At 69.6% G+C, this 13109-nt stretch carries 14 protein-coding genes; 9 read left to right on the top strand and 5 right to left on the bottom strand.

What is annotated here, in order from left to right:
- Positions 1–39 precede the first annotated feature (39 nt).
- The 3 genes from HHUB_RS09575 (at position 40) to thrS (ending at position 4098) form a co-directional block, all read left to right on the top strand.
- Entirely contained in the window at positions 40–1053 is a 1014-nt protein-coding gene (locus tag HHUB_RS09575; protein ID WP_059057395.1) for a DUF1611 domain-containing protein, read from the top strand.
- Positions 1050–2084: a dipeptide epimerase gene (locus HHUB_RS09580; RefSeq protein WP_059057396.1), complete on the top strand. Its 1035-nt coding sequence runs from the start codon at positions 1050–1052 to the stop codon at positions 2082–2084. The genes HHUB_RS09575 and HHUB_RS09580 overlap by 4 nt, the downstream gene beginning before the upstream one ends.
- A gap of 88 nt (positions 2085–2172) precedes the next feature.
- Positions 2173–4098, top strand: coding sequence for a threonine--tRNA ligase (gene thrS / locus HHUB_RS09585; protein ID WP_059057397.1), 1926 nt, complete (start codon positions 2173–2175; stop codon positions 4096–4098).
- 6 nt (positions 4099–4104) lie between these two features.
- On the opposite strand, the gene HHUB_RS09590 is transcribed toward thrS, so the two are convergent.
- The 4 genes from HHUB_RS09590 to HHUB_RS09605 form a co-directional block, all read right to left on the bottom strand.
- A complete protein-coding gene (locus tag HHUB_RS09590; RefSeq protein WP_059057398.1) occupies positions 4105–5334 on the bottom strand; it encodes a chloride channel protein in 1230 nt (409 codons plus the stop codon).
- A gap of 49 nt (positions 5335–5383) precedes the next feature.
- A complete protein-coding gene (locus HHUB_RS09595) occupies positions 5384–5812 on the bottom strand; it encodes a universal stress protein (RefSeq protein WP_059057399.1) in 429 nt (142 codons plus the stop codon).
- A 52-nt stretch (positions 5813–5864) separates the two neighbouring features.
- Complete coding sequence (locus tag HHUB_RS09600; RefSeq protein WP_059057400.1) at positions 5865–6893, bottom strand: hypothetical protein; 1029 nt, start codon at positions 6891–6893, stop codon at positions 5865–5867.
- 61 nt (positions 6894–6954) lie between these two features.
- Positions 6955–7740: a PspA/IM30 family protein gene (locus HHUB_RS09605; RefSeq protein ID WP_059057401.1), complete on the bottom strand. Its 786-nt coding sequence runs from the start codon at positions 7738–7740 to the stop codon at positions 6955–6957.
- Between the two features lie 203 nt (positions 7741–7943).
- On the opposite strand from HHUB_RS09605, the gene HHUB_RS09610 reads away from it, so the two are divergent.
- From HHUB_RS09610 to HHUB_RS09635, 6 genes are all read left to right on the top strand, one after another.
- A complete protein-coding gene (locus tag HHUB_RS09610; protein ID WP_059058262.1) occupies positions 7944–8546 on the top strand; it encodes an alpha/beta hydrolase in 603 nt (200 codons plus the stop codon).
- A gap of 43 nt (positions 8547–8589) precedes the next feature.
- Positions 8590–9546, top strand: a complete 957-nt coding sequence (locus HHUB_RS09615) for a hypothetical protein (protein WP_059057402.1) — start codon at positions 8590–8592, stop codon at positions 9544–9546.
- 74 nt (positions 9547–9620) lie between these two features.
- Positions 9621–11261, top strand: a complete 1641-nt coding sequence (locus HHUB_RS09620) for a CTP synthase (protein ID WP_059057403.1) — start codon at positions 9621–9623, stop codon at positions 11259–11261.
- On the top strand, positions 11261–12178 hold the full coding sequence (gene guaA, locus HHUB_RS09625; RefSeq protein ID WP_059057404.1) for a glutamine-hydrolyzing GMP synthase: 918 nt from the start codon (positions 11261–11263) through the stop codon (positions 12176–12178). The genes HHUB_RS09620 and guaA overlap by 1 nt, the downstream gene beginning before the upstream one ends.
- Complete coding sequence (locus HHUB_RS09630; protein WP_059057405.1) at positions 12175–12501, top strand: DUF7126 family protein; 327 nt, start codon at positions 12175–12177, stop codon at positions 12499–12501. The genes guaA and HHUB_RS09630 overlap by 4 nt, the downstream gene beginning before the upstream one ends.
- A 25-nt stretch (positions 12502–12526) precedes the next feature.
- Positions 12527–12841 (top strand): cupin domain-containing protein, encoded by a 315-nt coding sequence (locus HHUB_RS09635; RefSeq protein WP_059057406.1) that lies wholly within the window; start codon positions 12527–12529, stop codon positions 12839–12841.
- Here HHUB_RS09635 and HHUB_RS09640 read toward each other — a convergent pair whose 3' ends face one another.
- A complete protein-coding gene (locus HHUB_RS09640; RefSeq protein ID WP_059057407.1) occupies positions 12842–13072 on the bottom strand; it encodes a hypothetical protein in 231 nt (76 codons plus the stop codon).
- Positions 13073–13109 lie beyond the last annotated feature (37 nt).

Here is a 13109-nt window from a genome sequence, read left to right on the forward strand (position 1 = left end):
GACTGCACGCTTAAGGCGGCGGCGGGCCTCCGTCGTCGTATGAAAGTCGCACTCCTCGCGCACGAGAAGTTCCCCGACCGCGCGAAGACCGCAGTGGGCGTCCTCCGGTACGCCGACTACGACGTGGTCGCGGTGCTGGACCGGAACAACGACGGCACCCGCGTCAGCGACCACGTGCCGGACGTGCAGGACGCGCCCGTGGTGGCGTCGATGAGCGACGTGCCCGACGACGTTGACGCCCTGATTGTCGGCATCTCGCCCATCGGCGGCGCGTTCGACGAGTCGTGGCGGCCGGACGTGCGGAACGCGCTCGAACGCGGCTGCGACGTCTTCTCGGGGTTGCACTACTTCCTCGGGGAGGACGAGGAGTTCGCCGAGCTCGCCGCGGAGCACGGCGCCGAACTCTGGGACGTGCGGAAGCCGCCCGAGGACCTCGGCGTCGCCGATGGCGTCGTGGACAGCGTGGACGCGACGGTCGTCGCGACCGTGGGCACGGACTGCTCGGTCGGGAAGATGACCGCCACTCGGGAGCTGTACGAGGCCGCCCGCGAGGAGGGGCTGGACGCGGCGTTCGTCGCGACCGGCCAGACCGGCATCCTCATCGAGGGCGAGGGCATCCCCATCGACCGCGTGGTCTCGGACTTCGCCGCGGGCGCGGTCGAGCGGATGGTCTTGGAGGCGGGCGCGGACCACGACTACGTCTTCGTGGAGGGGCAGGCGAGCATCGTCCACCCCGCGTACTCGGGCGTCACCGCGAGCATCGTCCACGGCGCCCAGCCCGACCACCTCGTGCTCTGCCACGAGGCCGGCCGCGACTCCGTGCACGGCTACGACCAGCAGCTCCCGCCCGTGGAGTCGTTCGTGGACCGCTACGAATCGTTCGCCGGCCCGGTCGCCGACGCGGACGTAATCGGCGGGATGTTGAACACGCGCGGCGTCGCCGACGACGAGGCCGCCCGCGAGGCCGTCGCGGACTTCGCGGACGCCATCGGGGCGCCAGCCGACGACCCCGTGCGGTTCGGCCCCGATACCGTCTTGGAGGTGATTCGATGAAGGCGAGCTTCGAACGCCGCGAGTTCCCGCTGGAACACCCGTTCACTATCGCGCGCGGCACGCAGGAGACCGCCGCGAACGTCGTCGTGCGCGTCGAGGACGACGAGGGCAACGTCGGCGTCGGCGGCGCCGCGCCCTCGGCCCACTACGGGGAGACCGCCGGGACCGTCGAGGCCGTCATGCCGGAACTGCTGGCCGTCGTCGAGCGCGCCGACGACCCCCACGACCTCGCGCGCATCGAGACCGGGATGCGGGAGGTCGTCGCGGACAACCCCGCGGCGCGCGCCGCGGTCAGCATCGCGTGCCACGACCTCGCCGCGAAGCGCGCCGACCTCCCGCTGTACCGCTACTGGGGGCTGGACGCCGCGAACACGCTGGACACCTCGTTCACTATCGGCATCGACGACGAGGAGACGATGCGCCGGAAGACCGCGGAGGCCGTCGAAGCGGGCTACGGCACGCTGAAGGTCAAGCTCGGCACGAGCCGCGACGAACAGCTGCTGGCGGCGGTCCGGGAGACCGCGCCCGACGCCACCATCCGCGTGGACGCCAACGAGGCGTGGACGCCGAAAGAAGCGGTCCGCAACATCGAGTGGCTCGCGGACTACGGCGTGGAGTTCGTCGAGCAGCCCGTGCCCGCCGAGAACCGCGAGGGGCTGAAGTACGTCTACGAGCGCTCGCCGCTCCCCATCGCAGCCGACGAGTCCTGCGTCGTCGCCAGCGACGTGCCGGAGGTCGCGGACCGCTGCGACATCGCGAACCTCAAGCTGATGAAGACCGGCGGGCTCCGGGAGGCCAAGCGCCTGATTCACGCGGCTCGCGCGCACGGCCTCGAAGTCATGTGCGGGTGTATGATAGAGTCCAACGCCTCCATCGCGGCCGCCGCACACCTCGCGCCGCTGCTGGACTACGCGGACCTCGACGGCTCGCTCCTGCTCGCCGAGGACGACTTCGACGGCGTCCCGATGCCCGCTGGCCACGTGGACCTGCAGGCCGTCGAGCGAGCGGGGACGGGCGCGCGAGAGGCCTGACGCGCGGTTTGAATCTTCCGGGCGTGCGGCACGCGCTCGCACCGTCTCAACAGGCTTATGGGTGCCTCCGGGCGAACTAACGGACAGCATGAGCACCGTTACTGTGACGCTCCCGGACGGCGCGACGCTCGACGTCGAGTCCGGGGCGACGGTCGAGGACGTAGCGTACGAAATTGGGCCCGGCCTCGGCCGTGACACAGTCGCCGGGAAACTCGACGGCGAACTCGTCGCGAAGGAGGAACCCATCACGGAGGACCGCGAGATCGAAATCGTCACCGAGGACTCCGACGACTACCTCGACGTCCTCCGGCACACGGCCGCGCACGTGCTCGCGCAGGCCGTGCTCCGCCACCACCCCGACGCGAAACTCACCATCGGGCCGTACACCGACGAGGGGTTCTACTACGACATCGCGGACGTCGAACTCGACGCCGACGACCTCGAAGAGATTCAAGCGGAGGCCGAGGACATCATCGAGGCCGACTACGACGTCGAGCGCGTCGAGTACGACCGCGAGGAGGCCGTCGAGAAGTACGAGGACAACCCGTTCAAGCGCGAGATTCTCGACACCGAGGCGGCCGGCGAGGACCCCGTGAGCTTCTACCGGCAGGACGGCTTCGAGGACCTCTGTCAGGGGCCGCACGTCGATTCCACGGGCGAAATCGGCGGCTTCGAAGTGCTGGAGACCTCGGCGGCGTACTGGCGTGGCGACGAGGACCGCGAGACGCTCACGCGCGTCTACGGCACGGCGTTCCCCACCGAGGACGGTCTGGAGGAGTACCTCCAGCGACGCGAGGAGGCCAAGGAGCGCGACCACCGGAAGCTCGGCTCCGAGATGGACCTGTTCTCCATCCCGGACGTCACCGGCCCCGGTCTGCCCCTCTACCACCCCAACGGGAAGACCGTGCTGCGGGAGCTCTCGGACTACGTCCACGAGCTGAACCGCGACATGGGCTACGACGAGGTCGAGACGCCGCACCTCTTCCGGACGGAGCTGTGGAAGCAGTCCGGGCACTACGACAACTACGTCGACGACATGTTCCTGATGGACGTCGACGACGAGGAGTACGGCCTGAAGCCGATGAACTGCCCGGGCCACGCCACCATCTTCGACCAGTCCTCGTGGAGCTACCGCGACCTCCCCGTGCGGTACTTCGAGGACGGGAAGGTGTACCGCCGCGAGCAGCGCGGCGAACTCTCCGGACTCAGCCGGGTGTGGGCGTTCACCATCGACGACGGCCACGTGTTCGCGCGCGCCGACCAGATCGAGGAGGAGGTCCGGCGCATCATGGACCTCATCTTCGAGGTGCTGGACACGTTCGACCTCGACTACGAGGTCGCGCTCGCCACCCGTCCCGAGAAGTCCGTCGGCAGCGACGAAATCTGGGAGCAGTCCGAGAGCCAGCTCCGGGACGTGCTCGACCAGCAGAACGTCGACTACGACCTCGAACCCGGCGACGGCGCGTTCTACGGGCCGAAGGTGGACTTCGCGTTCGAGGACGCGCTCGGGCGCACGTGGGACGGCCCGACCGTCCAGCTGGACTTCAACATGCCGGACCGCTTCGACCTCGAGTACACGGGGTCGGACAACGAGGCCCACCAGCCGGTGATGATTCACCGCGCGCTCTACGGGAGCTACGAGCGGTTCTTCATGGTGCTCATCGAGCACTACAACGGCCGCTTCCCGACGTGGCTGGCACCCGAGCAGGTCCGCATCCTCCCCGTGACCGACGACAACCTCGGGTACGCCCACCGCGTGAAGAACGAACTGGAGGGCTACCGCGTGGAGGTCGAGGACCGCGACTGGACTGTCGGCCGGAAAATCCAGCAGGCCCACGACGACAACGTCCCCTACATGCTCGTCCTCGGCGACGACGAGGAGGAAGCCGGGACGGTCTCCGTGCGCGACCGTCAGGAGCGCGAGCGCAACGACGTCGACCTCGACGCGTTCCTCGACCACCTCGACAGCGAAGTCGAACAGAAGCGCACGGAACCGGACTTCGTCGACGAGTAATCCCTTTTAGTCGCCGACGTGGAAGTTCGGCGGTTCGCGGCGCGGCGCCGCCGTCTGGAGGAAGCCGACGAGGGGACTGCCGACGAACCCGACCAGCGCCGCGAGGAAGACGGGCGTGATGCTGGCGCCGTCGGTCAGCGCGATGGCGATGAGCGCCGACGACAGCGGCGTCCCGGTGACGACGGCGTTGAACGCGGCCATCCCCGCGAGCATCGAGAGTATCGGCGGGAGCGCGGGGACGACCGTCGACGCCGCCAGCCCGAGCACCGCGCCCATGAACATGTGCGGGACGATGAGCCCGCCGATCCAGTTGCCGTTGATGGTGAACGCCGCCGCGACCATCGTGCCAAGCAGCGTCGCAACGAGCACCCCGAGCCCGAGGTCGGTGCCGACGAGCTGGTTCATCTTGCTGCCGCCGTAGAAGTACGTCAGGGGGAGCGCGTAGCCGAGCAGGCCGATGGCGAGGCCGGCGACGGTCGTGCGGACGTAGATGGCGGGCGACCAGCGGTTGAACAGCCGCCCCACGGCGTCGAAGATGGTCGTGTAGAGTGCGCCGAACGGGATGGCGACGACAGCGACTGCGGCCGCGGCGACCAACTGGCTGCCCGAGATTGGCGCGACGGCGGAGACGTGCCACGTCGGGAACAGGTGGAAGCCGCCGATTGCCGCCTCCGTGAGGTAGCCCGCGAAGCTCGCGACGAACGTCGGGATGATGGCCTCGTAGTACTCCAGCCCGCGCTCGTGGGGGAGTTCCAGCCACAGCAGCGCGCCGCCGATGGGCGCGCCGAGGATGGCGCCGAACCCCGCGCCCATCCCCGCGAGCGTGAGGAGCTTCTCGGCGTTCGGCACGCCGAACGTCTCCGCGGCCTGCGTGCCGAAGCTCCCGCCGACGACGCTCATCACGCCTTCCGGGCCGGCGTTCTGCCCCGCGATGAGTCCGATAAAGCCGACCGGGACTGTGGGGACGTTCTCCGCGAGCGGGACGCTGCCCTCGTCGTGGAACTGGCGGACGAGCGCGGCGAGCGCGCCCGGGTAGTACGTCTTGTAGAGGATGGCGCCGATGAGGACGCCGGCCGCCACGCTGACCGGGATGCGCCAGTAGGTTGCCTCGAAGGTGTGCCAGAGCGCGTGCTTGGCGGCCAGCCACGCCACCCGAAACCCCGTGGCGACGAGGCCGACCGCGACGCCGAGCACGGCCGCGCACGCGAGCAGTTTCGAGAACCGACGCTGGTCCATCACGCCGGTCCGACGCCCGGAGCGGGGACGTAGCTTACGATTCGGGGCGTCAGCGCGTCCGGCGCGCGACAAGCACGGGGCGGTTGGCGTTCCGGACGACGCGCTCGGTGACGCTCCCCGAGAGCAGCCTGCTGACGCCCGTGCGGCCGTGGGTCGCCATCACGACGAGGTCGACGCCCGCCTCGTCGGCGTAGTCGAGAATCTCGCGGTGTGGCGTCCCGCTCCGAATCTCCGTTTCGGCGTCGAGGCCACGGTCGTCGGCGGCCGCGGCGACGGTCTCGACGGCGCGCTCGGCGGCCGCGACGACGCTCGACTCGCCGACGTCGCCGCTGCCGACGATGCTCGCGCGCTCGGACTCGGGGACGACGTAGAGCGCGTGGACGACCGCGTCGAACTCCGCCGCGAGGTCGAGGCCGTGCGTGACGCCGGCGGAGGCGGCGTCGCTGCCGTCCGTCGGCACGAGGACCGCGTCGTACATGCGACGGGGTAGAACAGACGGCCACGTAAGTGTCGGGTGCGGCGACGCGCGCTCAGTTGTCGACGTCCCCGCTGCGCTCGGTCTCCCGGAGCACGAACGGGCCGATGGAGAGCGTGCGCTTCGTGATGATGACGATGCGGAGGATGTACGACAGCAGCAGCGCGAACGGCAGCACGGTGACGGTGACGGCCGCGCTCACGAGGAACAGCGCGTGGTTGACTCCGAATGTGCTCCGTGGGTACGCCGCCGGGTCGAGGAACAGCAGCGACACGATGGCGACCACGAGCGCGGGCACGGCGGCGTACAGCAGCGTCCGCGAGAGGTCCGACAGCTCCCACTGGAAGTACAGCGTCTTGAAGTGCTCGCGCGCCGGCCCGAACAGCGCCAGCGTGTCCAAGAGGTCGTCGAGGGCCGCGTGGGCGTCTTCGCCGAGCGCGTCGCCGTGTTCGGCGCGGAGGCGTTCGCCCGCGTACAGCTTCCACGAGTAGTTGTAGTTCAGCGCCGCCCACACCACGTCGAACTCCCCGAACTGGGCGCCGTCGAGCTGGCTCGCGACTTCGCTGGCGTTCTCCGCGACGCTCTCCGTGTATCCGGCGACCGCCTCGCCCGCTTCGCCGTCGGGCGCGGCGTCGGCGAGCGCGTTCGCCTGCTCGCGGGTCGCCTCCACGAGCCCGCGGAGGAACGCCGACGGCTCCGCCGGTGCGACGTTCATCCCGGCGGCGTCGGCGGCGTCCTCGCGGAACGACAGCGCGCCCTCCATGCGCTCGCGCTGGTCGCCCGCCGCGCCGAGCTCCTGGGAGAGCACGAGCTGGCTCAGCGTGAGCACGAGCGTCACGCCCGTAATCGTCGCCGCGACGAGCGCGTCGAACAGCGTCTCGTGGGGGTCGCCGTCGGTCAACAGCTCGTAGGCGGACGTCGGCAACAGCGTGCCGGCGGCGACCATCGAACAGAACAGCACCGCGAGCACGCCGGCCGCGACGGCGCGCCGGTCGGCGTCCAACACGACCCAGACCCACCGGCTGCTGCGCGGGACGCGCTCGCGCAACTGGTCGCTCGGCGTGCCCTCGTCGCTGTCGGCCATACCCGGCCTTCGACGCACGCACGGAAAACAGTAGTCGCCACGACGCGCTCGCCGCAGCCGGCTACGCCTGCTCTTCTTCCTCGCGGATGGTCTCCAGCTCCGCTTCCACGGCCTCGTCGCCGTCCGCGCCGCGCTCGACGGCGTCCTCGCCGCGGACGTCCGCGCGCAGCTCGTCCAGCTCTGCTTCGACTTCGCGGTCCCCGCGTTCGGCGTCGAGCTCGCGGTCGATGCGGTCGCGGTCGTCGCCCAGCGGGCCGTCGAGGACCCCGCGCTCGTCGAGTTCGTCCATCGCAGCGGCGCGGGCCTCCAGCTCCTCGGTCTGGTCTTCCGCGCGCTCGATGGCACGCGTCACCTCGCTGGCCTCGTCGCCGACCCCAGTGACCGCCTCCGAGACGCGCGTCTGGGCCTGCGCGGCCTCGTGGCGCGCCTTCATCGTCTCCTTCTTCGTGCGGAACTCCTCGACGCGCGCCTCCAGTTCCTCCTTCTCGTCTTCGAGGTCGCGCTGAGTAGATTCGAGGTCCGCAATCTGGTCGTCTATCTCCTCGACCTGGTCGCGCTTCTGTCGCTTCTTCTCCAGCGCGCGCCGCGCGAGGTCGTCGCGGTCCTGCCGGACCGCCTCGCGGGCCTGCTCGGCGTGCTTCTCGGCGTTGCGCTGGAGGCGCTCGCGCTGGACCTCGAGGCGCTTCTTCTGCGCGGTGAGGTCCGCCAGCCCCTTCTCGACGTCCCGCAGTTCGTCGCGCAGGCGCTGGTAGGAGTAGTCCAGCGTCTCCGTCGGGTCTTCGGCGGAACTGACGACGGCGTTCAGTTTCGACCGGACCGCGTACGAGAGGCGTGACACGATACCCATACACACGACTTTGGGCTCTGGACGTAAAACGTTCACCGGCGTGCTCGAACGCAGTGAGAGCACGTTACCACGAACGGCGAGCGGAGCGAGCCGTGAGTCGCGTGCCCGACCGAAGGGAGGGCACGTTCGGGCGAGCGGCGACCAACGGGAGCCGCGAACTCGTGACCGCAGCCTACACCACGGTCGGCCGCCAACGGCGCCGTATGCAACAGGAGACCGTGCTGGTGCCGGGCGCGCGAGACGTGGAAGCGACGCTCGATTCGCCCGACGGGAACGCGTCGGCGTGCGTCGTGCTGTGTCCGCCGCATCCACAGCACCGCGGGCACCGCGGCGACGACCGCCTCGTCGCCGTCGCGGAGTACCTGACCGAGCGCGGCGTCGCGGCGCTGCGCTTCGACTACGGCGACTGGGACGAGGGACTCGGGGAGCGCGAGGACGCACGGAACGCACTCCGGTGGGCGAGCGAGCGCTACGACACCGTGGGCCTGTTCGGGTTCAGTTTCGGCGGGTCGATAGCCGCGCTCGCCGCCGCGAGCGTGGACGTCACCCTCTGTGCGGTGTCGCTGCTCGCGCCGACCGCCGAACTCGAAGCCGGGCTGAACGCCGCGGACGCGCTCGCGGACGTGGCGGCGCCGCTACAGGTCGTCTACGCGACCCGCGACACGACCGCGGACTGGGAGCCGGTCGTGGAAGCCGCCCGCGAACTGGACTGCGAGGTCGTGGAACTGGACGCCGACCACTTCTTCGTCGGGAAGACCGACCGCGTCGCGGAGGCCGTCGGCCCCTTCCTCGCGCAGTCCTGCTAGGACCGCCGCAACCGCTATCAGGCGCCGCGTTCACGGTCCGGCCATGACGAGTCGCTGGACGTCGCTCTCGCGGTGGGTGTTGCTGACCGGCGACCGCCGCGCCGTCGCCGCCGCGCTGCTGGCCGCGTTCGCGGTGCTGTTCGGACCCGTCGGCCACCTCGTCACGCTCGGCGGCGGCGGCCGCGAGACGACGGTGCCGCTGGTGACGACGCTGCTGTCGGGGAACTTCGTGCTAGTCTCCATCGTCGTCTCGGTCAACTCCGTGTTCGTCTCCGGCGAGCAGAGCCCGCTCGGCCAGCAGTTCGGCCGCATCCGGGACACCGCGGAGTTCCGCCGGCAACTCGAATCGGTCGTGGAGGCCGACCACGTGCCCGCCGACCCCGAAGGGTTCCTGCAGGTGCTCACCGGGGACATCGTCGAGCGCGGGCAGCGCCTGCAGGACGACGTGCCGCCCGCGGACGTCGACGTTCGCGCGGACCTCGACGCCTACCTCGACCGGCTCGGCGCGGCATCCGGGGAGATGAACGCCCGGCTCCGGGACGTCGAGCGCCCGCTGGAAGCGGTGCTGGCGACGATGCGCTTCGACTACGCGCGGCAGGTCGAGGACCTCCAGCGGCTCCGGGCCGAGCACGGCGACGACCTCCCCGAGCAAGCGGCCACCACGCTCGAGGAGACGCTGGACCTGCTGGAGTACTTCGCGGTCGCCCGCGCGTACTTCAAGTCGCTGTACCTCCGCCGGGAGTTCGCGGGGCTCTCCACGAACCTCGTCTACGTCGCCGTCCCCTCCATCGCGGCGGTCTCCTTTTTCCTGCTGCACTTCTCTCAGTTGCCGAGTACGCACGCGCTGGTCGTCGCCGTCCACGTGCTCGCGCTCGCGCCGTTCGCGCTGCTGTCGGCGTACGTCGTCCGCGTCGCCGCCATCTCGCGGCGCACCGAGTCCCCCGGCCACTTCGTGTTCGGGGACGGCGAACCCGGCGTCCCCGGCGTCTCCTCGCCGTAGGGGATGACGTGCCAGCAGCTGGCGAACGACGCCCGTCCCGAAACCGTTTTTGCCGCGCCCGCCGCACGGTCAGTATGCCGACGGAGACCGGGTACGACCCGACACTGGGAAGCAAGTTCGTGTTCGTTACTGGCGGGGTGATGTCCGGGCTGGGGAAAGGTATCACCGCCGCCAGCCTCGGCCGCCTCCTCTCGAACGCCGGATTCGACGTCACGGCCGTCAAGATCGACCCCTACCTGAACGTGGACGCGGGGACGATGAACCCCTACCAGCACGGCGAGGTGTACGTGCTGAAGGACGGCGGGGAGGTCGACCTCGATTTGGGGAACTACGAGCGGTTCCTCGACGTGGACATGACCTCCGACCACAACGTCACCACGGGGAAGGTCTACCAGCACGTCATCGAGCGCGAGCGCGCCGGCGACTACCTCGGGAAGACCGTCCAGATTATCCCCCACGTCACCGACGACATCAAGCGGCGCGTCCGCGAGGCCGCCGAGGGCTCCGACGTCTGCATCGTCGAAGTCGGCGGCACCGTCGGGGACATCGAGGGGATGCCGTTCCTCGAAGCGCTCCGGCAGTTCAGCCACGAGGAGGACGACGAGGACATCCTGTTCACGCACGTCACGCTCGTCCCGTACTCCCAGACGGGCGAGCAGAAGACGAAGCCGACCCAGCACTCCGTGAAGGAACTCCGGTCGATTGGTCTCCAGCCGGACGTCCTCGTGGGGCGCTGTGAGGACAAACTCGACCCCGACGTCAAGGAGAAAATCGCGCTGTTCTGCGACGTTCCGACCGACGCCGTCTTCTCGAACCCGGACGTCGAGGACGTCTACCACGTCCCGCTCGTCGTCGAGGAGGAGGGGCTCGACGAGTACGTGATGGAGCAGTTCGACATCGCCGACGACGCGCTCCCGAAGGCCGAGCGCTCGACGGAGTGGCGCGACCTCGTCACCCGCGAGCGCACGGGCGAGGTGGACATCGCGCTCGTCGGGAAGTACGCCTTGGAGGACGCCTACATGAGCATCCACGAGGCGCTCAAGCACGCCGGCCTGGAGAAGGGCGTGGACGTGAACGTCCTCTGGGTGGACTCCGAGAAGATGAACGACGACCACGAACAGCGCCTCCAGGAGGCCGACGGCGTCGTCGTCCCCGGCGGCTTCGGCTCCCGGGGCACCGAGGGGAAGATTCGCGCGATTCAGCACGCCCGCGAGCACGACGTTCCCTTCCTCGGGCTCTGTCTGGGCTTCCAGCTGGCGGTCGTGGAGTACGCGCGCAACGTCCTCGGGATGGCCGAGGCCCACTCCTCCGAGATTAACGAGGACACGCCGTACCCCGTCATCGACCTGCTCCCCGAGCAGTACGACTTAGAGGACCTCGGTGGGACGATGCGGCTGGGCGCCCACGAGACCCAGATTCAGCCGGGGACGCTCGCCCACGAGCTGTACGGCGACACCTCCTGCACGGAGCGGCACCGCCACCGCTACGAGGTCAACCCCGACTACATCGACGACCTCACCGAGAACGGCCTGACGTTCTCCGGGGAGGCGGGCAACCGCATGGAGATTCTGGAGTACGACGACCATCCGTTCTTCTTCGGGACGCAGTTCCACCCCGAGTTCCGGTCGCGCCCCACTCGCGCGAGCCCGCCGTTCGTCGGGCTGCTCGACGCCGTCCTCGACGAAACCGAGACGGAAGCGGAGGTGGTGAACTGATGGTCGACGTCAAGGAGTTCGTCGCCGACGCCAAGGCCGAGATTCGGGAGAAACTCGGCGACGAGACCGCCATCATCGCGCTGTCGGGCGGCGTGGACTCGTCTACCGCCGCCGCGCTGGCGTACGAGGCGGTCGGCGACCAGCTCGTCCCCGTCTACGTGGACACCGGCCTGATGCGGAAGGGCGAGACCGAGGAGATTCGGGAGGTCTTCGACTACATGGACAGCCTCCGCGTCGTGGAGGCCCAAGACCGCTTCTTCGACGAACTGGCGGGCGTCACGGACCCCGAGGAGAAGCGCCACGTCATCGGCGAGCAGTTCATCCGGGAGTTCGAGACGGTCGCCGAGGAGGTCGACGCAGAGTACCTCGTGCAGGGGACCATCTACCCGGACCGCATCGAGAGCGAGGGCACAATCAAGAGCCACCACAACGTCGGCGGACTGCCCGAGCGCGTCGGCTTTGAGGGCATCGTGGAGCCGATGCGCGACCTCTACAAGGACGAGGTGCGGGAGGTCGCCCGCCACCTCGACCTCGAAGAGATCATCAGCGAGCGGATGCCGTTCCCCGGACCCGGCCTCGCCGTGCGCGTCATCGGCGAAGCCACGCCGGAGAAGGTCGAGGTCGCCCGCGAGGCGACCGCCGTCGTCGAGGAGGAACTGGAGGAGTACGACCCGTGGCAGGCGTTCGCCGCCGTCCTCGGGAAGGCCACCGGCGTGAAGGGCGACAACCGCGTCCACGGCTACGTGATCGCCGTCCGCTCCGTCGAATCGCGCGACGGGATGACCGCGCGCGCCCAGGAACTGGAGTGGGAGACCCTCCAGCGCCTCCAGTCGCGCATCGCGGGGACCATCGACAACGTCTCCCGCGTCGTCTACGACGTCACCCACAAACCACCCGCGACAATCGAGTACGAATGAAGGCTATCGTCGTCGGTCCAGACCGCGGCATCGTCGACGCCCTCGAGAGCGAGGGCGTGGAAGTCATCAGCATCGAGGGCGTCGCCTCGGGGGAGCGCCTCGAAGACGCCGGCGTCGCGGACGCCGACCTGCTGGTCATCACGGACGCCGCCGAGGCGACCGCCATCCCGGTCGCCCGCGAGCAGAACGCGGACCTGAAAACGGTCGCGTACACGCCGGACTCGATGCCGGAGTTCGTGAAAGGCGTCCTCGACCTCGCGGTCGATCCCGCGCTGCTCGGCCCGGAGACGGTTGCCGAGGAGCTCGTCGAACCCGACAGCTAAGGGCGTTCGGCCGCTCGCTTCTGCCGTGTCACTCGATTGCTACCCCGACCTCGCGCCCGAGACCGGCGAGGTCGTCACGGAGGAGCTGTACTACTCGCCGGACGAGCTCGTGAAGGCGTTCGCGCTCGGCCCCGGCGCCGAAGTCGAACCCCACGAGCACGGCGACCAGACGAACACCTTCCACGTGCTGGAAGGTGAACTCGTCGTCGTGCAGGGCGACAGCGAGGAGGTCGTCGAGGCGCCGGGCGTGGTCGTCCACGAGCGCGGCGTCGCCCACGGCGCGCGCAACGAGAGCGACGACGTGGCGGTGTTCACGGCGACGATGGCGCCGATGGGCTGACTACCGGCCCACTTCGACGCTCGTGTAGAGCATCCAGACTCCGAGCGCGCCGAGCAGGGGGACGACGGCGGCCGCGATGGCCATGGCGGCGGTCCACGCGAGCGGCCGCGGGCTGTGCGCGCTGGCGTCTCGGTAGATGCCGGCGGTCGGAATCCCGACGAGCAGGACGCCAGCGGCGACGAACACCGAGAGCATCTCGGCCTGCGGGCTCGCGAGGAGGGCAAACGACATACTCGCCGGCTCGCTGGGGTTGGCGAAAGCCTTTGTG

It is taken from the genome of Halobacterium hubeiense (assembly GCF_001488575.1).
In the GTDB taxonomy this organism is placed as follows: Archaea; Halobacteriota; Halobacteria; order Halobacteriales; family Halobacteriaceae; genus Halobacterium; species Halobacterium hubeiense.